The sequence below is a fragment of the Kitasatospora sp. NPDC058444 genome (genome assembly GCF_042721415.1).
GTDB lineage: Bacteria > Actinomycetota > Actinomycetes > Streptomycetales > Streptomycetaceae > Kitasatospora.
Genome location: NZ_JBHXLL010000005.1, coordinates 245161 through 264657 on the forward strand (window position 1 = coordinate 245161; position 19497 = coordinate 264657).

16 protein-coding genes and 2 pseudogenes are annotated in these 19497 nt (G+C 74.5%); 14 read left to right on the top strand and 4 right to left on the bottom strand.

Annotated elements, in window-relative coordinates; genetic code table 11:
• The first annotated feature begins 174 nt into the window (after positions 1-174).
• The 11 genes and pseudogenes from adhP (at position 175) to ACFWP2_RS08665 (ending at position 13691) form a co-directional block, all read left to right on the top strand.
• Complete coding sequence (gene adhP / locus ACFWP2_RS08615; protein WP_380449516.1) at positions 175-1188, top strand: alcohol dehydrogenase AdhP; 1014 nt, start codon at positions 175-177, stop codon at positions 1186-1188.
• A 172-nt stretch (positions 1189-1360) separates the two neighbouring features.
• Positions 1361-2416: a hypothetical protein gene (locus ACFWP2_RS08620; RefSeq protein ID WP_380449517.1), complete on the top strand. Its 1056-nt coding sequence runs from the start codon at positions 1361-1363 to the stop codon at positions 2414-2416.
• Positions 2417-2716: 300 nt separating this feature from the next.
• Positions 2717-4327 (top strand): annotated as a pseudogene (locus ACFWP2_RS08625) (AMP-binding protein); the annotation flags it as partial.
• Positions 4328-4420: 93 nt separating this feature from the next.
• Positions 4421-4744: pseudogene (locus ACFWP2_RS08630) on the top strand (acyl-CoA thioesterase); the annotation flags it as partial.
• Positions 4741-7116, top strand: a complete 2376-nt coding sequence (locus tag ACFWP2_RS08635) for an FAD-dependent monooxygenase (protein WP_380449518.1) — start codon at positions 4741-4743, stop codon at positions 7114-7116. The pseudogene ACFWP2_RS08630 and the gene ACFWP2_RS08635, both read left to right, overlap by 4 nt.
• A 9-nt stretch (positions 7117-7125) precedes the next feature.
• Entirely contained in the window at positions 7126-8097 is a 972-nt protein-coding gene (locus tag ACFWP2_RS08640) for a carbon-nitrogen hydrolase family protein (protein WP_380449519.1), read from the top strand.
• Positions 8094-9275, top strand: coding sequence for a cupin domain-containing protein (locus tag ACFWP2_RS08645; RefSeq protein ID WP_380449520.1), 1182 nt, complete (start codon positions 8094-8096; stop codon positions 9273-9275). Before ACFWP2_RS08640 ends, ACFWP2_RS08645 begins: the two co-directional genes overlap by 4 nt.
• Before the next feature lie 16 nt (positions 9276-9291).
• A complete protein-coding gene (locus ACFWP2_RS08650; protein WP_380449521.1) occupies positions 9292-10224 on the top strand; it encodes a fumarylacetoacetate hydrolase family protein in 933 nt (310 codons plus the stop codon).
• Positions 10225-10299: 75 nt separating this feature from the next.
• Positions 10300-11052: an Asp/Glu racemase gene (locus ACFWP2_RS08655; protein WP_380449522.1), complete on the top strand. Its 753-nt coding sequence runs from the start codon at positions 10300-10302 to the stop codon at positions 11050-11052.
• 117 nt (positions 11053-11169) lie between these two features.
• The gene (locus tag ACFWP2_RS08660) at positions 11170-12012 is read left to right on the top strand and encodes a PaaX family transcriptional regulator C-terminal domain-containing protein (protein ID WP_380449523.1); all 843 of its coding nucleotides are present in this window, start codon (positions 11170-11172) and stop codon (positions 12010-12012) included.
• A complete protein-coding gene (locus tag ACFWP2_RS08665) occupies positions 12009-13691 on the top strand; it encodes an amidohydrolase (protein WP_380449524.1) in 1683 nt (560 codons plus the stop codon). The genes ACFWP2_RS08660 and ACFWP2_RS08665 overlap by 4 nt, the downstream gene beginning before the upstream one ends.
• A gap of 7 nt (positions 13692-13698) precedes the next feature.
• Here ACFWP2_RS08665 and ACFWP2_RS08670 read toward each other — a convergent pair whose 3' ends face one another.
• Together ACFWP2_RS08670 and ACFWP2_RS08675 are read right to left on the bottom strand one after the other, a co-directional pair.
• On the bottom strand, positions 13699-14217 hold the full coding sequence (locus ACFWP2_RS08670) for a universal stress protein (protein ID WP_380449525.1): 519 nt from the start codon (positions 14215-14217) through the stop codon (positions 13699-13701).
• Between the two features lie 94 nt (positions 14218-14311).
• Entirely contained in the window at positions 14312-14929 is a 618-nt protein-coding gene (locus ACFWP2_RS08675; protein ID WP_380449526.1) for a hypothetical protein, read from the bottom strand.
• Between the two features lie 95 nt (positions 14930-15024).
• Here ACFWP2_RS08675 and ACFWP2_RS08680 point away from each other — a divergent pair, with 95 nt between their 5' ends.
• The 3 genes from ACFWP2_RS08680 (at position 15025) to ACFWP2_RS08690 (ending at position 17421) form a co-directional block, all read left to right on the top strand.
• The gene (locus tag ACFWP2_RS08680) at positions 15025-15666 is read left to right on the top strand and encodes an alpha-ketoglutarate-dependent dioxygenase AlkB (RefSeq protein WP_380449527.1); all 642 of its coding nucleotides are present in this window, start codon (positions 15025-15027) and stop codon (positions 15664-15666) included.
• Positions 15667-15862: 196 nt separating this feature from the next.
• A complete protein-coding gene (locus ACFWP2_RS08685; RefSeq protein WP_380449528.1) occupies positions 15863-16636 on the top strand; it encodes a VOC family protein in 774 nt (257 codons plus the stop codon).
• 173 nt (positions 16637-16809) lie between these two features.
• A complete protein-coding gene (locus ACFWP2_RS08690) occupies positions 16810-17421 on the top strand; it encodes a hypothetical protein (protein ID WP_380449529.1) in 612 nt (203 codons plus the stop codon).
• A gap of 114 nt (positions 17422-17535) precedes the next feature.
• Here the strand turns inward: ACFWP2_RS08690 and ACFWP2_RS08695 are convergent, their stop codons facing one another.
• Positions 17536-18426, bottom strand: coding sequence for a carbohydrate ABC transporter permease (locus ACFWP2_RS08695; RefSeq protein WP_380449530.1), 891 nt, complete (start codon positions 18424-18426; stop codon positions 17536-17538).
• Complete coding sequence (locus tag ACFWP2_RS08700; protein WP_380449531.1) at positions 18423-19400, bottom strand: carbohydrate ABC transporter permease; 978 nt, start codon at positions 19398-19400, stop codon at positions 18423-18425. The genes ACFWP2_RS08695 and ACFWP2_RS08700 overlap by 4 nt, the downstream gene beginning before the upstream one ends.
• Positions 19401-19497 lie beyond the last annotated feature (97 nt).

Genomic DNA, 19497 nt, shown 5'->3' on the forward strand with positions numbered 1-19497 from the left:
TTTCATTGTCTTGGCGGGTGCGGTGCCCTGGGGGCCACGGGCCAAATTCACCCCCATTCCGCCTTTTTCCCACCGCCCCCCCGCCCCCCCCCGGGGGGGGGGGGGGGCGGCGCCCCCCCCCCCCCCCCCCCGGCAGTACCCGCCCCGTTCCGCCCGTACCCCGAGGAGCAGCGCATGAAGGCCGCCGTCGTCCGCGATTTCACCGCACCGCTGGTCGTCGAGGAGCATCCGGCACCCGAGCCGGCCGCGCACCAGGTCCGGGTCCGGATCGAGACCTCCGGCCTCTGCCACACCGACATCCACGCCGCCCACGGCGACTGGCCGGTCAAGCCCAGCCCGCCGTTCGTCCCCGGGCACGAGGGCGTCGGCATCGTCGAGGCGGCCGGCACCGCGGTCCGGCACGTCCGGGTGGGCGAGCGGGTCGCCATCCCCTGGCTCGCGGACGCCTGCGGGCACTGCGACCAGTGCGTCTCCGGCTGGGAGACCCTCTGCCTCCAGCAGCACAACAGCGGCTACTCGGTGGACGGCGCCTACGCCGAGTACGCGCTCGCGCACGGCGACTACGTCGTCCCCGTCCCCGACGGCATCGACCCGCTGGACGCCGCGCCGCTGTCCTGCGCGGGCGTCACCACCTACAAGGCGCTCAAGGTCTCGGAGGCCCGGCCCGGCACCCGGGTGCTGATCTCCGGCATCGGCGGGCTCGGCCACCTGGCCCTCCAGTACGCCCGGATCTTCGGCGCCGAGACCATCGCCGTCGACGTCACCGACGACAAGCTCGCCCTGGCCCGCGACCTCGGCGCCGACCACGTCCTCGACGCCCGCACCCAGGACGTCGCCGCCGAGGTCCAGGCCCTCGGCGGCGCCCACGCCGCGATCGCCCTCGCCGTCAGCAACGCCTCCTTCCAGGCCGCCTACGGCGCCCTGCGCCGCGGCGGCACCCTCGTCCTGGTCGCCCTCCCGGCCGGCGGGAAGCTCGAACTTCCGGTCTTCGAGACGGTGTTGAACGGCACCAGGGTGATCGGCTCGATCGTCGGCACCCGCGAGGACCTCGCCGAGGTCTTCCGGCTGCACGCCCTCGGCCGCACCCGGGTGATCCGCGAGACCCGCCGGCTCGAGGACGTGAACGCCTGCTTCGAGGAGGTCCTGGACGGGAAGGTCTCCGCCCGCCTGGTCTTCGACCTGCGCTGACCCCCGTCGTCACTCGCCCACGGCCCCGGGGCACGGGCCCGACCGGCGCCACCGGACCCGGTTCGTCCGGGTGGCGTTGCGGTTGCGTCTCCGTTCGGTTCGGCGTGGGTACGAAGTGGCCGGCGGTACGGGATCGTTGGGGGCGACCACTCGTGCGGCAAGGGGAGTTGCCATGGGGGACGGCCGGGAACCGGCACCGGAGACGGTGGCGGCCGCGCTGCTGGGCGACGGGCCGCACCGGGCGGTGGCCGACGTCGTGCGGGCGCGCCTGCGGATGGTGCCGGAGGGCGCCCGGGCGCTCGACGCGGCGGAGGCGAGCCCGGGGGACGCGCGGAAGCGGGAACTGCTGACCGCCGCCGTCGCGCACCTGCTGGCCTCGGACCAGGCGTTCGCGCGGTACCTGGCCACCACCGGGCTCGGGAGGCCCGCGGATCCGCCGACCGTCCAGTTGCGGAGCGAGCCCGGCACCGTACAGCTCAGGGTCGGCCCGCCGTCCGCACCTCCCCCGAAGGGCCCGACCACCGTCCAGCTGCGGACCGGCCCGGCGGCCGCCCGGGCACAGGCGGCGCTCGCCGCCCGGAGGAGCACCGCCGGGATCGTGGCGGCCCTCGTCCTGGTGCTGATCGCCGCGCTGGTCGCGCTCGGCGTCCACCTGGGCTCGCGCCCGCTGCTGAAGCCGGGCGGGCCCGGTCTGGCGCACGCCGCGCGGCCGCTGGGCGACCCGGTGCTGGTGCGGGGCGTGCTGCCCGACGAGGGGGCGATGCCGCGCGGGTGGCAGGTGCAGCGGGCGCCGCAGTCGGGGACGGGGGTGACCGGCCCGCTGCCGTGCCTGCTGCCGGACTCCTGCGATCAGCAACTCGCCTACGCCACCGTGACGTTCGGCGCCACCTCGGTGCAGACCGTGGAGTTCGACGTGGTCGCCTTCGCCTCTCCCGAGGCCGCCGCCAAGGCCTTCGACAGCGCGCTCGACCGCACCGCCGGCGAGGAGTCGACGACGGTGGCGATCCCGCGGATCGGCGACCAGAGCGCCACCCGGACCCACGGCTCCTCCTCGGCGGTGGCGCTGGTCCGGGTCGGCGGCGTGCTGCTCCTGGTGCGCGACGACGGGCCGGGCGCCGCCCTCACCGCGCCCGGGCTGACCGTCTTCGCCCGGCTGCTCGCCGACCGCGCCGGCCAGGCCCAGGACGGCCGCACTCCCGACGCCTCCGCCCGGGGGACGACGGGCTGACGGCCAGGGCCTGTCGAGGCGAGCCGGGACGACGGGACGACCGTACCGGCCCACTGCTCGAACAAGAGGCGGACCGCCCGGCAGACCGGACGGCCAGGGCGAGCGTGCCCGCGCCCACCAGCACCGCGGGCAGCGGCCACGACCACGGGCCAGCAGGGCCACACCGGCCGCCCCCGGCGCCCGTGGCCGTGCAGGCAGCCGGGCCGGCCGTCGCCCGAATGCGTGTATCGCTCTCTTGACTGGCGTCACCGAGGCGCCATACTGGCCTCACTCCCCGCTCGCACAACGAGGTGCCCGCCCATGGAGCTCTCACCGTCAGCGCACGTGGACACGTTCTGCCGAGACCACCTCCCGCCCTTCGAGCAGTGGCCGGAACTCCTCTTCGAACTCCCGGAGTTGGCCTATCCCGACCGTCTGAACTGCGCCGCCGCCCTGCTCGACGACACCATCGAGCGCCTCGGCCCGGACCGCCCCTGCCTGTTCACCCCCACCGGACGCTGGTCCTACGGCGAACTGCGCGACCACGCCGACCGCGTCGCCCGCCTGCTGACCGAGGACCTCGGCCTCGCCACCGGCAACCGGGTCCTGCTGCGCGGCCCCAACACCCCCTGGCTGGCCGCCTGTTGGCTCGGCGTCCTGAAGGCCGGCGGGGTGGCCGTCACCACCATGCCGCTGCTGCGCGCCGCCGAGCTCACCGAAGTGCACGACATCGCCCGGCCCGCCGTCGCCCTCTGCGACCACCGCTTCCTGGACGAGCTGCACCGGGCCCGGACCCCCGGGCTACGCGTCCTCGGCTACGGCGGCCCCGGCCCCGAGGACCTCACCGCCCGCTGCGCCGCCAAGCCCGCCGGCTTCCCCGGCGTCCCGACCGCCGCCGACGACGTCGCCCTGATCGCCTTCACCTCCGGCACCACCGGCCGCCCCAAGGCCACCCTGCACTTCCACCGCGACGTGCTCGCCATCGCCGACACCTTCTCCCGCCACCTGCTCCGCCCCACCCCCGAGGACCTCTTCGCCGGAACCCCGCCGCTCGGCTTCACCTTCGGCCTCGGCGGCCTGCTGGTCTTCCCGCTGCGGGCGGGCGCCGCCGGCCTGCTGCTGGAGCAGGCCACCCCGGAGCAGCTCGCCGAGCAGGTGCGCCGGCACCGGGTGAGCGTGCTGTTCACCGCGCCGACCGCCTACCGGGCCATCCTGGCCGCCGGGCTGGCCGACCGGCTGGCCGGGGTGCGGCACTGCGTCTCGGCGGGCGAGCCGCTGCCCGCCACCGTCTGGCAGGCCTTCCACGAGGCCACCGGACAGCGGCTGATCGACGGCATCGGCGCCACCGAACTGCTGCACGTGTTCGTCTCGGCCGCCGGCCCGGACGTCCGCCCCGGCTCCACCGGCCGGCCCGTCCCGGGCTTCCGGGCCGCGGTCCTGGACGAGCGGGGCCGCCCGGTGCCGGACGGCGAACCCGGAATGCTCGCCGTCAAGGGCCCGACCGGCTGCCGCTACCTGGACGACGAGCGCCAGCTGGACTACGTCCGCGGCGGCTGGAACCTCACCGGCGACACCTACGTCCGGGACGGCGACGGCTACTTCTGGTTCAGGGCCCGCAACGACGACATGATCGTCTCGGCCGGCTACAACATCGCCGGGCCCGAGGTCGAGCAGGTGCTCGCCGCCCACCCCGACGTCGCCGACTGCGCGGTGGTCGGCGCGCCGGACGAGCGGCGCGGCACGGTGGTCAAGGCGTACGTGGTGCTGCGCCCGGGCGTACCGGCCGGGCCGGAGACGGCGCACGCGCTCCAGGAGCACGTCAAACGCACCATCGCACCGTACAAGTACCCGCGGGCGGTCGAGTTCGTGCCCGAGCTGCCGCGCACCGCGACCGGCAAGCTGCACCGCGCCGAGCTGCGCCGCCGGGCCGCGGCGGCCCCGGCCAGCGTCACCGTCGAGCGCCGGGTGGAGTGGGCCGACACCGACGCCTCCGGGCACTACCACTTCTCCGCCGTGCTGCGCTGGGCCGAGGCGGCGGAGGCGGCCCTGCTGCGCCGCCTGGGACTGGACGAGCTGTTCGGGCGGATACCCCGGGTGCACTTCGAGGCCGACTACCGCGAGCGGCTCTGGTTCGGCGACGTGGTCCGCACCGAGCTGCGGGTGGTCCGGGTCGGCGGCTCCTCGCTGCACTACGCCTTCGAGGTGCACGGCCCGCACGGGCTGGCCGCGAACGGACGGATGTCGGTGGTGCACGCCGCACCCCGCGACGGGGGCGCCGTGCCGTGGCCCGCGCAGGTCCGCCGCACGCTGACGGAGTCCGGGCCGCAGCGACCGGAGGTGGTCGTGTGAGCACGGCCCTGGACCGCGCACGGATCGCGGTGATCGGCGGCGGCCCCGGCGGGCTCTACTTCGCCGCCCTGGCCAAGCAGCTGGCGCCCGACCGGGAGCTCACCGTCTTCGAACGGAACGCCCGGGACGACGAGTCCGGCTTCGGCGTGGTCTTCTCCGACGAGACCCTCGACGGCATCGCCCGGGCCGACCCGCGCGTCTTCGCCGCGATCAGCGCCGAGTTCGCCCGCTGGAGCGACATCGACGTCCGCTACGCGGGCGCGGTGCGCACCAGCGGCGGCCACGGCTTCGCCGCCCTGGACCGCAACCGGCTGCGCGCCATCCTGCAACAGCGCTGCGCCGAGCTGGCGGTGGACGTGCGCTACCGGACCCCCGCCCCGCCGGTGGACCCACTGGCCGCCGAGTACGACCTGGTGGTGGCCGCCGACGGCATCCGCTCCGGCACCCGGGCCGCCCACCCGGAGAGCTTCCGCCCCGACCTGGACGAGCGCCACTGCCGCTACATGTGGCTCGCCACGGACAAGGTGTTCGAGGCCTTCACCTTCATCGTCGAGCAGTTCGACTTCGGCGTCCTCCAGGTGCACACCTACCCGTACAGCGCCACCCGCTCGACCTTCATCGTCGAGGCGGCCGCGGACGCCTGGCGCCGCGCGGGCTTCGAGGCGCTCGCCGCACGGGAGCCGGCGCGCGGCGGGAGCGACCTGGCGAGCGTGCGGCGCTGCGCCGAGCTGCTCGCCGGGCACCTGGACGGCCACCGGCTGATCCCCAACGCCTCCCGCTGGATCCGCTTCACCACGGTGCGCAACGCCGGCTGGCACCACCGCAACGTCGTCCTGCTCGGCGACGCCGCGCACTCCGCGCACTTCTCGATCGGCTCGGGCACCAAACTCGCCCTGGAGGACGCCCTCGCCCTGGCCGCCGCACTGGGCGAACATCCCGACCTGGCGGAGGCCTTGGCCTGCTACGAGGCCGAGCGGCGCCCGGTGGTGGAGTCCACCCAGCGTGCCGCGCAGGCCAGTCTGGAGTGGTTCGAGACCATCGGGCGGCGCACCGGGCAGGATCCCGACCGGTTCGCCTTCAACCTGCTCACCCGCAGCCGTCGGGTCACCTACGGCAACCTGCGGGCCCGCGACCCCGCCTTCGTGGACGCCGTGGACACCGCCTTCGGCGGCTCGCCCGGGGTGCCGCCGATGTTCCGGCCGCTGAGGCTGAGCGCGCTGGAGCTGCGCAACCGCGTCGTGGTGCCGCCGCTCGCCACCTTCACCTCCCCCGACGCGCTGCCCAGCGGCTTCGACCGGGCCCAGTTGACCGGGCACGCGCTCGGCGGCGCGGGGCTGGTCATCGCCGGGATGACCGCGGTCGGCCCCGAGGGCCGGGCCACCGACCGCTGCCCGGGCCTGTGGAGCGACCACCAGGAAGCGGCCTGGCACCAACTCCTGGACGCGGTCAGGTCGGTGAGCGACACCCCGGTCGGCATCCAGCTGACCCACGCCGGCCGCCGGGGCGCGCGGGCCGTTCCCGGGCCGGACGGCACCGGGCACCCGCTCGCCGAAGGCTGGCCGCTGATCGCCCCCTCGCCCCTCCCCTGGGACGCCGGGAGTCCGGTGCCGCACGAGGCGAACGACATCCAACTGGCCGCCGTCACCGCGGACTTCGCGGCCGCCGCCGAGCGAGCCGCCCGGGCGGGCTTCGACGTGCTGGAGCTCCAGTTCGGCCACGGCCACCTGCTCTCCTCCTTCCTCTCCCCGCTCACCAACCGTCGCACCGACCGCTACGGCGGCCCGCTGGCCCACCGGCTGCGGCTGCCGCTGGAGGTGCTGACGGCGGTGCGGGCCGTCTGGCCGGCCGGCCGGCCGCTGCTGGTGCGGATCTCGGCGAGCGACTGGGCGCCCGGCGGCACCACCGAGGAGGAGGCGGTGGCGATCTGCCGCGCGCTCGCCGGCGCCGGGGCGGACGCGCTGGACGTCTCCACCGGCGAGGTGGTGGCGCACCAGCGGCCGCCGTACGGGCGCGGCTACCAGACGCCCTTCGCCGAGCTGGTCCGCACCGCCACCGGCCTGCCGACCATCGCGGTCGGCGCGATCTCCGGCTTCGACGACGCCGACTCCGTCCTGCTCGCCGGGCGGGCCGACCTGGTCGCGATCGGCCGCGCCCAGCTGTACGACCCGCTCTGGACACTGCACGCCGCCGCCGAGCGGGGCTACACCGGGCCGGGCGCCCCCTGGCCCGACCCCTGGAAGGCGGGCAGCCGCAAGCCGCCGGGCCCGAGCGCCGACCGGGTGGCCCCGCGCCTGCACCTGCTGCGCGAGCCGCCCGCGCCCGTCCACCGCCGCTGGTCACCGCCCCGTCCCTGCGACACCGCCGAGGAGTGACGAGGAACCATGCCGCACCTGCCCCGCTTCACCGCCGCCGCCGTCCAGGCCGCCCCGGTCTTCCTGGACCCGGCCGCCACCGTCGACAAGGCCGTCGCGCTGATCCACGAGGCGGCCGGGCACGGCGCCGAACTGGTGGTCCTGCCCGAGGTCTTCGTGCCCGGCTACCCGTACTGGAACTGGACGATGAACCCGGTGCAGGGCTCGCCCTGGTACGAGCGCCTGTTCCGCGCCGCCGTCGACGTCCCCGGCCCGTACGTCGACACCCTGCGGGCCGCCGCCCGGCAGGCCGGCGTGGTGCTGGTGATCGGGATCAACGAACGCGGCGGGCCCGGCCTCGGACCCCTGTACAACACCCTGCTGGTCATCGACGCGGACGGCGAACTCGTCAACGTGCACCGCAAGTTGATGCCGACCTGGGCCGAGAAGCTGACCTGGGGGCAAGGCGACGGCAGCACCCTCACGGTGCATCCCACCGCCGTCGGCCCGCTCGGCGCGCTGGCCTGCGGCGAGAACACCAACCCGCTGGCCCGCTTCACCCTGCTGGCCCAGGGCGAACTGGTCCACGCCGCCTGCTACATCGCGCTGCCGGTGGGCCCGGAGGACTACGACATGGCGGACTCGATCGCGCTGCGCACCGCCGCGCACTGCTTCGAGGGCAAGGTGTTCTCCGTCGTCTCCTGCTCCACCGTCTCGCCCGAGATGGTGGACCTGATCGCCGGCGACGACCCGCAGGTCCGCAAGCAACTCTCCCGCCCGCACAGCGCCCTGTCCGGGATCTTCGGCCCGGACGGCCGCCCCGTCACCGAACCGCTGGTGGACGAGGAGGGCATCGTCTACGCCGAGATCGACCTCGGCCGCTGCGTCCGGCCCAAGCAGATGCACGACATCGTCGGGCACTACAACCGCTTCGACGTCTTCCGACTGCACGTGGACAACCGCCCGCTGCGGGCGCTGACGTTCCCCGAGGAGCAGGCATGACCAGCCCCGAACGCGCCCCCGAGCGCCTCCCCGAGCACGACGACCACCACGACGACGGCCACCACGGCCACCAGGACCACGACGACGACCGGATCGGCCGGGCCCGGGTCACCGAGAGCCCCGAACTGCTCGCCTACTACAAGGAGTTGGCCGCTCACGAGGCCGGCGCCCTGTGGACGGTCGCGAACGAGATCGAGCCCTGGTACCCCCAGCCGAAGTCCGTCCCGGTGCTCTGGCGCTACGCCGACCTCCGCCCGCTGGTACGCAAGGCACTGCCGCTGGTGAAGGCCGACGACGCCGGACGCCGGGTGGTGATGCTGGTGAACCCCCGCCGTCGCGAACTGAGCGCCGCTGTCGGCCTGTTGTACACCGGCCTGCAGATCATGGGCCCCGGCGAGGCGATGACGGCGCACCGCCACCAGGCCTCCGCGCTGCGCTTCGTCCACGAGGGCACCGGCGCCTGGACCGTCGTGGACGGACAGAAGCTCAAGGTCGGCCCGCGCGACTTCGCGATCACCCCGAACAACACCTGGCACGAGCACGGCAACGAGGCCGACGACGCCCCGGTGATCTGGCAGGACGGCCTGGACATCCCGCTGGTCAACACCCTCGACGCCAACTTCTACGAAGTCCACCCGGAGCTGTACCAGCGGCCCGGGCCGGTCATCAACTCCTCGCTGCTCAGCCACGGCGGCAACCTGCTGCCGTACGGCGTCGAGAAGTGGACCCGCCCCTACTCGCCACTGCTCGGCTGGCCCTGGGAGCCCAGCTACCACGCCCTGTGCCGGCTCGCCCGCGCCACCGGGGGATCGCCCTACGACGGCGTGATCATGGAGTACACCAACCCGGTCACCGGCGGGCCGGTGATGCCGACCATGTCCGCCCACCTGCAGCTGCTGCGCCCGGGCCAGGCCACCCGCGCCCACCGGCACACCGGCTCGGTGGTGTACACCGCGGCCAAGGGGCGCGGCGCCTCGGTGATCGCCGGCCGGCGCTTCGAGTGGCAGCAGGGCGACATCTTCGTCGTCCCGTCCTGGGCCTGGCACGAGCACGTGAACCTCGACCAGGGCGAGGACGCCTGCCTGTTCTCCTTCAACGACTTCCCGGTGATGCACTCGCTCGGCCTCCACCGCGAGGAGGCCCACCCGGACGGGTGGCAGCCCACCACCACCGCCTGACCAGGAGCCCACCGCCATGCACCTGCTGACCTTCCGCGTCAACGACACCTCCCGTGACGCCGACGCCACCCACGGCACCGACGACGCCGGAACCCCGCGCCTCGGCGCCCTGCTCGACGGCGACCGGGTCGCCGACCTGACCGCCCTCGCCACCGCCGCCGGGGCCCGACTCCCCCTCGACCTCCTCGGGTTGATCCGCGCCGGAGCGCCGGCCCTGGCCACGGCCCGCGAGCTGCTCACCGGGGCCCCGGCCACCAGGCCGCTCGCCGAGGTCTCGCTCTGCGCGCCGCTGCGCCCCGGCAAGATCGTCGGCGTCGGCCTCAACTACGTGGAGCACGTGGCCGAATCGCACCGCACCCTGGACACCGACCGCGAACTGCCCGACCGCCCGGTGCTGTTCGGCAAACCCTCGACCGCCGTCACCGGCCCGGGCGGCCCCATCCTGCACAACGCCGACCTCACCAAGCAGCTCGACTGGGAGTGCGAACTCGCCGTGGTGATCGGCTCACCGGCCTTCCGGGTGGCCGAGGCGGACGCGCTGCGGCACGTGTTCGGCTACAGCATCGTCAACGACATCAGCGCCCGCGACCAGCGCCGCTCCGGCCAGTGGTTCTTCTCCAAGGGCCAGGACAGCTACGCGCCGTTCGGCCCCGTCGTGGTGACCGCCGACGAGATCCCCGACCCGCAGCGGCTCGACCTCTCGCTGAAGGTCAACGGCGAGCTGCGGCAGGACTCCAACACCCGCCACATGCTGTTCGGCGTCGCCCGGCTGATCGCCGACATCTCCTCCGGCGTCACCCTGGAACCGGGCGACGTGATCTCCACCGGCTCCCCCTCGGGCGTCGGCGCCGGGATGGTGCCCCCGCAGTTCCTCCAGCCCGGCGACCTGGTCGAGGCCACCATCGAGCGGATCGGCACGCTCGCCAACCCCGTGATCGACGCCCGGTGATCGACGCCCGGTGACGGGCACCCGGTCGACCGACGCCCGCCGACCCGCCCCGGACCGGAAAGGACCGTCCACCCGATGACCACCCACCGGATCGGCCAGATCGTCCCGAGTTCCAACGTCACCATGGAGACCGAGGTCCCCGCCCTGCTGCGGGCCCGCGAGGCGGTCGCCCCCGAGCGGTTCACCTTCCACTCCAGCCGGATGCGGATGACCAGGGTCACCCCCGAACAGCTGCGCGCCATGGACGCCGAGTCCGACCGCTGCGCCGCGGAGCTCTCGGACGCCCGGGTGGACGTGATCGGCTACGCCTGCCTGGTCGCCGTGATGGCCACCGGCCCCGGCTACCACCGCCAGGCCGAGCGGCGGCTGCACCTGCGCACCGTCCAGAACGGCGCCCCCGCGCCCGTGGTCACCAGCGCCGGCGCGCTCGTGGCCGGGCTGCACGAACTCGGGGCGGCGAAGGTCGCCATGGTCACCCCGTACCTGCGGCCGCTGGCCCGGACGGTGGTCGAGTACCTCGCCGCGGAGGGCATCGAGGTGCTCGACCACGCTGCCCTGGAGATCGCCGACAACCTCGACGTCGCCGCCCACGACCCGGCCCGGCTGCCCGCGATCGCCCGTGCTCTCGCCCACGCCGAGGCGGACGCGGTGGTGCTCTCGGCCTGCGTGCAGCTGCCCTCGCTGTCCGCCGTCGAGGAGGCCGAGCAGCAGCTGGGCAAGCCGGTGGTCTCGGCGGCCATCTGCACCACCCACCAGCTCCTGCGGGCCCTCGGCCTGCCCGCCTTCGCTCCCGGCGCCGGGCACCTGCTCTCCGGCGCCTACGCGTAGCCTCCCGGGCGCCTTGGAAACGCGGGAATCCGTGCCCTCGGAAAGCCAGGAATCCACGCCCCCCGGACCGGCACTCTCGTTATGATCGCCACCACCACCGGGGAGGAGGGCCCGCGCATGTCCGAGAGCACACCCCGCCCGAGCTCCCTGATCCACACCGTCTACGGCGAGTTCGTCCGCCGCCTCGGCGGCTGGATATCCATCGCCGACCTGATCGCCCTGCTGGCCGAGCTGGACGTCGACGGCCCGGCCGTCCGCTCGGCGACGTCCCGCCTGAAGAAGGCCGGCACCCTGCTCCAGGAGCGGCGCGCGGGCACGGGATACCGGCTCGCCCTCGCGATGGAGCCGGTCTTCGAGGAGGGCGACCGGCGGATCTTCCACAGCCTGGCGCCGGCCGAACTCGCCGACGGCTGGGTGGTGGCGGTCTTCTCGGTGCCCGAGTCCGCCCGCGCCCACCGCCACCAGCTGCGCTCCCGGCTCAGCTGGCTCGGCTTCGGCAACGCCGCCCCCGGGGTCTGGCTGGCACCGGCCCGGCTGCTGCCGGACGCCCGTCGGCTGCTGGACCGGCTCGGGCTGAGCGCCTACGTCCACCTGTTCCTCTCCGCCGAGTACGCCGGCTTCGCCGATCTCCGTACCGCGATGGCGAGTTGGTGGGACCTCCCGGCGATCGAGGCGCAGTACGCGGCCTTCGCCGACGCCTGGCGCCCGGCCGCCGACGAGCTGCGCGGACGGTCCCCGGTCGACCCGGCCGAGGCGTTCCGCGACTACGTGCCGATGCTCACCCGGTGGCGCCGGCTGCCGTACCTGGATCCGGGACTGCCGGCGCAGTTGCTGCCCGCGGCCTGGAACGCGGTACCGGCGCGCGCGGTGTTCACCGAGTTGCACGGACTGCTCGCCGAGCCCAGCCTTCGGTACGTCGAGAAGGTCACCGGGCTGTCCCGTCCCCAGGAGCCGCAATGACCGACCCCGTCCCCGCCGAGCTGCCGACCGCCCCCACCCCCTCCGAGCTGCCGACCGACCCCGTCCCCGCCGAGCTGCTGATCCGCGCCGCCGCCGTGCACACCCTGGTGCCCGGCGAGCCGCCGCGCCGGGCGATCGCCGTCACCGGCGGCCGGATCACCGCGCTCTCCCCCACGCCCGACGGGCTGGACGCCCTGATCGGCCCGGCCACCGAGGTGGTGGACGCCCCGGGCTCGACCGTGCTGCCCGCCTTCGACGACACCCACACCCACCTGATCCTGGCCGGACACAGCGTCCACGGCGTGCCGGTCCACCGGGCCCGCGACCTGGCGGAGTTCCTCGGCCTGATCCGCGAACGCGCCGCCCGCACCCCCGCCGGGGAGTGGATCCACACCACGGTCAACTGGCAGGAGATCCTGCTGGCCGAGCAACGGATGCCCACCACCGGGGAGTTGGACGCGGCCACCAGCGAACACCCGGTGCTGGTGCGCCGTGGCGCGTACAACATGGTGCTCAACTCGGCCGCGCTGCGGCTGGCCGGGATCACCGAGACCACCGAGGCGCCGCCGGGCGGCGTGATCGAGCGCGACGAACACGGACGGCTCACCGGCCGGCTGATCAACCGGGCGATCGAGCTGGTCGAGCCGGTGCTGCCGCGCCCGAGCCTCGCGGAGCGGATCGAGGGCCTGCGCGCCGCCTCCGCCGACTTCGCCGCCACCGGGATCGGCACCGTCCGCGACTGCCTGGTCCCGGTCGAGGACCTCGACGTGCTGGACGCCGCCCGGGCCGAGGACGCCCTGGCCGTCCGGGTCCGCGTCCTGGTCTCCGGCTTCGCCACGCGTACGCCGGACCAGGTGGACGCACTGCTGGACCGGATGGACGCGTGGCAGGCGGCCGGCCGGGACGACGACCGACTCCGGCTCTGGGGCGTCAAGTTCGGGATCGACGGCGGTTTCGAGGCGGCCGCCGTGGAGGAGCCGTACCGGGGGCAGCCGTGCTACCACGGCCGACTGCTCTGGGAGCCGGCCGAGTTGCTCGCGGCGGTGGAACGGGTGGTCGGGCGGGGCCGGCGGGTGGGCGTGCACGCCTGGGGCGACCGCGGGCTGCGCGTCCTGCTGGACGTCTTCGAGCAGGTGGTCAAGCGCCACCCCGGCCTGCCGGCCGGCACGCTGGTGGTCGAGCACGGCGGCCTGGCCCGCCCCGAGCAGCGGGCCCGGGCGATCGCGCTGGGCATCCCGGTGACCGTCCAGCACCCGCTGCTGCACGACGGCGCGCTCACCCAGCAGCGGGCCTGGGGCGAGGAACGCACCGCCGCGGTCTTCCCGCTGCGCGAGTGGCTGGACGAGGGCGCGCTGATCACCGGCGGCTCGGACTTCCCGGTCGGCCCGTACGGCGCGATGGTGTCGGTGTGGGGCATGACCACCCGGGGCACCACGGCCGGGGTGGTCGGCCCGGAGCACGCGATCGGCCGGTCCGAGGCGGTCGCGCTGCACACCGTGAACGCGGCCCGGCTGACCGGGGAGAGCGCGGTGCGCGGCAGTCTGCGGCCGGGGGCGCTCGCCGACCTCACGGTGTGGCCGGTCGATCCGCTGGATCCGCAGGCCTGCCCGGCGGACGCGCTGCGCGAACTGCGCCCCACTCGCACGGTGGTCAGAGGCCTTACCGTGCACCGCATTTGACGGATCGTCAGGCCGCCGCGAGCTCCCGCAGGTCGATGCCGCGGTGCAGCGCGCGCAGGTCCTCGTGCAGCGTGGACGGCGGGACGGCGAGCACCCCGCAGCGGGCCCGGTTCACGCAGCGGCGGGCGACCGAGCGGCGCGTCAGCCCGCGCAGCCTCGCCCGCAGACCGTCCTGCTCGCCGGTGCTGACCACCAGCAGGTCCCCCGGGCGGTCGGCGAGACCGGTCAGCACCGTCGCGACCTCGCCGCGCACGACCAGCGGCCGCACCGGCACGCCGATCGGCAGACCGCCGAAGGCCTGCTCCAGCGCGCCCTCCATCCGCGCCTCGGCGAGCTCCTGCCAGGCGCGCAGCAGCGGCGGGCACGGCCGGGCGCGGTAGTTGCGCTCGCCGCCGACCGGAGTCCAGGCGAGCACCGGCACCAGGACGGCCCGCCGGACCCGGGCCTCCTCGGCCGCCCGATGCAGGGCGGTCAGGCTGTGCAGTGAACCGCTGACTCCGACGATGACGCGGGCGCCGTCCGACATGATCCTTCACTTTCCGATGTCAAAACTCTTCAATGTCTGCGATTAGATTGCCACACCTGTTTTTTGCCTGCAAATCCAAGGCATTCACTGAATATCACCTTGCATCGTCCGGCATACCCATACCCTGGCCGTCCATCGGGCGGACCTCCTGGAGCAGCCCCCAGGTGAAGTCCGCCTCCCACCGGCGCAGCCGCCCGCCGGCGTCCGGCGCCTCGAAGTCCAGCCGGAACCTGGTCGGCGCACTCCCCTCGCGCGGCACGGCGGACGGGAACGCGGCCCCGACGTCGCCCACCACGCAGCTCCACGGCGCGAGGTCGGCCGGAGTGCGCAGGCCGGGCACCGGGGAGCCCGCCGCCCGCACCAGCCACTCGTTCAGCAGCGGCCCGCCGATCTCCGCCGGACCGAGCAGGGCCTCGAAACGCAGCTCGGGCCAGAGCGGCAGCGCCCACTGCCGCGCGACACAGTCGAGGTCCCCGATCCGGCGCGGCACGCCCGCCCCGGCCGGCCCGAGCACGGCCGCATACCGGGCGGCGCCGCGCGGGAACCGGGGTGCGCGGACCATCGCCTGCCAGCGCTTGTTGGCCTCCCGCATCGAGGCCCGGGTGGCGCCGAGCCGCCGCACCGCCCCCTCGACCAGCCCGGGCTGGAAGTCGGCCATCCGGCGCAGCAGCACCAGCTGGAACTCGGTGACCCCGAAGCCGTTGATCGCCATGTCCGAAGCCTAGGACTCCGGGGCCCCGGACTCCTGGAACCCTGGAACCCTCAATCATTCGAGCATGTGTTCGAACATGGGCGTACGCTGACCCCATGCACGGCACCGTCCACCTCCAGCCCTCGCTGTTCGACGACGCGGACCGCAGCGGCATCCGCCTCGGCCCGCTCGACGGCCTGCGGCGGCAGCCACTCGGCGACGGCGCCTGGCTGGACCTGCTCCCGGGCTGGCTGCACGGCGCGGACGAGCTGTTCGAACGGCTGGCCGCCGACGTGCCCTGGCGGGCCGAGCGCCGCGAGATGTACGAGCGGACGGTCGACGTCCCGCGCCTGCTGGCGTCCTACCCGGCCCAGGCCGAACCGCCGCATCCCGTGCTCGGCCTGGCCCGGACGGCGCTGAGCCGGCACTACGCCCGGGAACTGGGCGAGCCGTTCCGCACCCTCGGCCTCTGCTACTACCGGGACGGCCGGGACAGCGTGGCCTGGCACGGCGACCGGATCGGGCGCGGCGCCCGCGAGGACACCATGGTGGCGATCCTCTCCGTCGGCGAGCCGCGCACCCTGGCGCTGCGGCCCAGGTTCGGCGGCGGGGCCGTCGTCCGCCACCCGCTCGGGCACGGGGACCTGGTCGTGATGGGCGGCTCCTGCCAGCGCACCTGGGAGCACGCGATCCCCAAGACGGCCCGCCCGGTCGGCCCGCGGATCAGCATCCAGTTCCGGCCGCACGGAGTGTCCTGACTCCCCGCGTGCCGCTGACTCCCCGCTTGCGCCGACTCCCCGCGTGCCGCTGACTCCCCCGCTTGCCGCGCGCCCGCCCGGCGCGGAGGCTGGCGAGTGGGGCCGGCGGCGCCCGGACACCGGGCGTCGGACACCGGGGTCGAACCCCCGGCGCCGAACACCGGGCACCGGGCGCCGGGCCCGCCAGGAGGGCCGCATGCCGAAGCCGGGCACCTACCACGCCGGGGTCCCGTGCTGGGTCGTGCTCACCACGCCGGACACCGCACGGGCGCGGGCCTTCTACGGTGCGCTGTTCGACTGGGAGTTCGTCCCGACCGGCCCCGACGAGGCGGTGGCCACCCGGTACGGCGTCCAGGTCGCGGCCGTCGAACGGGCCCGGACGACCGGCCCGCCCGGCACCCGGCCCCCCGCCGACTGGACCACCTTCCTCGCCTGCCCCGATCCGCCGCGCACCCTCGCCACCGTCCGGGCCGCCGGCGGCCGCGTCACCCGTGAGCCGTACGACGTGCCCGATCAGGGCCGCGCCGCACTCGCCGTCGACCCGCTCGGCGCCCGCTTCGGGCTCTGGCGGGCCGGCACCATCGACGGCGCGGGCCTGGTCGACGAGCCGGGCGCGCTCGCCTGGAACGAGCACCTCTCCCCCGACCCCGACGCCGCCCGTGCCTTCTATCGCCGGGTCCTCGGCTACGGCTACGACCGGCCCCGGGCGGGCCACACCCTCGCCCGGGTGGCCGGTCTGCCCGCGTGCAGCATCGGCCCCGCCGGCCAGGGCGAGGAAGCGCGCTGGCTGGTCCACTTCGCGACCGCGGACACCGACCGCACGGCCGAGCGGCTGCGCGCCCTCGGCGGCACCGTCGTCGCCGGGCCGGCGCCGGCACCGTTCGGCCGCACCGCGCTGGTCCGGGACGACGCCGGTGCGGAGTTCGTGCTGGTCGCCGTCCCGACCCGGGACTCCGCGGCGGCGGCCTGAGCCCTCCCCCGGCGAGCCGGCCACCCCTGCCACCCGCTCTCCCCCAGGCCCGGCGCCTGGCCGCGCCCTCCGTCAATTTGCCTTCCTGGCAAGACGGTTCAGGGAGCGCCCCGATGGCCGAGGAGGACCGCCCCGCCGAGCCGGCGGTCCGTTGCGACCGCTACCGTGCTGCCATGAGTTCCTTCCTGCGCGCGTACCTGGTCGACCCCGCGGAGCTCCGTGTCCGCGTCGGCAGCGGCGACGACGGGGCGCTCGAGGAGGCCCTCGCGTACTTCGGCCCGTCCCTGGACAGGTCCGACGAGCACTTCGCCGACGAGATCGCGCAGGGCGCTCCGACCGCCCTGGAGGCACTGCGCGCCGTGGTGCACGGCGGTCCCTTCTCCGGGAACGAGGACCACGCCTTCCAGTACGGCTACGCGTACCGGCGGCTGTGCTGGCTCGTCGGCCGGCCCCTGGACGTCGACTCCTTCGGACCGTTCCGGGGCGACTGGCTGGAGGTGGTCGACGACGGCCTGAAGGCGTACGGGATCACCGCGGTCTCGGTCGCGGACTTCCAGTACGGCGGCGGCCTTCCCGCCGAACTGCCCTCCTGCGACGTGCCGTCCTGCAGCGCCTGGCCGGCCGAGGCCTGCCGAAAGGCAGTGGACCAGTTCGAACAGGCCGAGCGCGAGGGCCGTACCCCGGCGCCGGAGCGCGAGGTGGCCGAGGCCGTCGCGGAGGTCGTCGGCTGGCTCCGGCAGGCGCGGCGCCGGACGGGCACCGACATCGTCGGCTTCGTCTCCTGAGACCGCCCGGCCCGCACGGCCCCTCCGGGCCCCGCGCTGCCACGCCGGGCCCCGAACGGCCGAGGGAGTCCCGGCCGACGGCGGGACTCCCGGGTGCGCGGCCACCGGCGGAGGTCAGTCCTTCACCGCACCGGCCAGCCCGGAGACCAGCCTGCGCTGCACCGCGATGAAGAAGATCAGCACCGGCACGGTCATCAGCGTGGACGCCGCCATGATGCCGCCCCAGTCGTTCTCGTCCGGCTTGAAGAAGACCAGCAGCGCCGAGGGCAGCGTCTGGTTCTGGGTGGCACTGATGATGAAGGTCTTGGCGAAGACGAAGTCGTTCCACGCCGCGATGAAGGAGAACACGCTGGTCGCGGCGAGGCCCGGCGCCACCAGCGGCAGCAGGATCCGCCACAGGATGCGGGTCCGGCCGGCCCCGTCGATCTGCGCCGCCTCCTCGATCGAGACCGGCACGGCCGCGACGAAACCGCGCATCATCCAGATCCCGAACGGCAGCGAGAACGCCAGCTGCACCAGGACCAGCGAGGCCAGGGTGTTCAGCCCGACGCCCGGGGCGAACCGCCCGGCGTCGCGGAACATGAAGAACAGCGGGATGGTCAGCGCCTCGACCGGGATCATCTGGGCGATCAGGAACATCACCATGATGGTGGTGCGGAACCTGAAGCGGAACCGGGTCACGGCCACCGCCGCCAGGAAGACCACGATCGCCGACAGCACCACCACCGACAGCGCGACCACCAGGCTGTTCACGAAGTAGCGGCCGAAGCCGTCCACGCTGAGCACCTGACGGAAGCTGTCCAGCGTGGGGTGGGCGGTCCACGGCCTGGGGTCGAGGGACTGGATCTCGCCCTTGGGCTTGAAGGCCGACAGCACCATCCAGAAGATCGGGAAGGCGGTGACCACGGCCAGCACGACCGCGCCGGTGTTGGCGGCCAGCCGCCACCGGCCACGGGTGTTCCGGGCCGGCTTCACGGCGGCGGGAGAGGAGTTCGCCGGGCTCACAGTTCGTTCCCCGTCCGTCGCAGCGTGCGGATGTACAGGACCGTCGGGATCACCAGGATCAGCAGCATGATCACGCCGATCGCCGCGCCCAGCCCGTACTGCGAGGAGGCGAACGCCTTCTGGTACGCGTACACGTTGAGCACCAGGTTCTGGCCGGCGATGCCGCCGCCCTCGGTCATGACGTAGACCTGGGTGAAGACCTTGAAGTCCCAGATCACCGACTGGATGACCACGATGGTCAGGATCGGCCGCAGCATCGGCGCCGTGATCCGGCGGAAGGTGGTCCAGGTGTTGGCGCCGTCCAGGGCGGCCGCCTCCATGATCTCCTCCGGGATCGCCCGGATGCCCGCGTAGAGGGTGACCATCACGAACGGGTAGGAGTGCCACACCACCACGGCGCCGACGATCAGGAACGCCGTCCACTTGTCGTAGAACCAGTTGAACTCGTGGAAGCCGGACAGCCCGAGGCCCTCCAGGGTGTGGTTGACCAGGCCGAGGTTGGTGTCGAACAGGAAGCTCCACACCGTCGAACCGGTCATCGCCGGCGCCGCCCAGGCGGCCATCGCCGCGGTGGTCAGCACCAGCCGCGGCCACCGGCCGACCTTGGTGAGCAGCACCGCGAGGGTGGCGCCGACGGCCAGGGTGGCGACCACGCAGAAGGCGGCGAAGCCGATGGTCTGGAACAGCACCGTCCAGAACTGCTCGTCCTCCAGGATCTTCGCGTAGTTGCCGAAGCCGACGAAGGAGGTCGGGACGCCGCCGGAGGCCTGGGCCTGCCCGAAGTCCAGGACGGACAGCAGGCCGAGCTGGTAGATCGGGTAGGCGACCAGCGGGATCAGGATGACCGCGGCCGGCAGGAGCAGCAGCAGCGGGGGCCGCCGGCGCCGGCCGCCCGGGGGTGCGGCCGGCGCCCTTCCCCCACGGCGCCTCTGCGGGGAAGGCGGCGCCGGGGCGGTCGAGGTGGATACGGACACGTGCGGGACCTGCTCTCTGAGACGAACCGGGAGGGGGGCCGTCCGTACCCGGCCGGTGGCCGGCGGCCGGCGGCGGCCGGGCACCGGCGGTCGGCCG

Coding starts and splice junctions, on each gene's coding strand:
- adhP (WP_380449516.1), top strand. CDS start 175: ATGAAGGCCGCCGTCGTCCGCGATTTCACCGCACCGCTGGTCGTCGAG.
- ACFWP2_RS08620 (WP_380449517.1), top strand. CDS start 1,361: ATGGGGGACGGCCGGGAACCGGCACCGGAGACGGTGGCGGCCGCGCTG.
- ACFWP2_RS08640 (WP_380449519.1), top strand. CDS start 7,126: ATGCCGCACCTGCCCCGCTTCACCGCCGCCGCCGTCCAGGCCGCCCCG.
- ACFWP2_RS08645 (WP_380449520.1), top strand. CDS start 8,094: ATGACCAGCCCCGAACGCGCCCCCGAGCGCCTCCCCGAGCACGACGAC.
- ACFWP2_RS08650 (WP_380449521.1), top strand. CDS start 9,292: ATGCACCTGCTGACCTTCCGCGTCAACGACACCTCCCGTGACGCCGAC.
- ACFWP2_RS08655 (WP_380449522.1), top strand. CDS start 10,300: ATGACCACCCACCGGATCGGCCAGATCGTCCCGAGTTCCAACGTCACC.
- ACFWP2_RS08660 (WP_380449523.1), top strand. CDS start 11,170: ATGTCCGAGAGCACACCCCGCCCGAGCTCCCTGATCCACACCGTCTAC.
- ACFWP2_RS08665 (WP_380449524.1), top strand. CDS start 12,009: ATGACCGACCCCGTCCCCGCCGAGCTGCCGACCGCCCCCACCCCCTCC.
- ACFWP2_RS08670 (WP_380449525.1), bottom strand. CDS start 14,217: ATGTCGGACGGCGCCCGCGTCATCGTCGGAGTCAGCGGTTCACTGCAC.
- ACFWP2_RS08675 (WP_380449526.1), bottom strand. CDS start 14,929: ATGGCGATCAACGGCTTCGGGGTCACCGAGTTCCAGCTGGTGCTGCTG.
- ACFWP2_RS08680 (WP_380449527.1), top strand. CDS start 15,025: ATGCACGGCACCGTCCACCTCCAGCCCTCGCTGTTCGACGACGCGGAC.
- ACFWP2_RS08685 (WP_380449528.1), top strand. CDS start 15,863: ATGCCGAAGCCGGGCACCTACCACGCCGGGGTCCCGTGCTGGGTCGTG.
- ACFWP2_RS08690 (WP_380449529.1), top strand. CDS start 16,810: ATGAGTTCCTTCCTGCGCGCGTACCTGGTCGACCCCGCGGAGCTCCGT.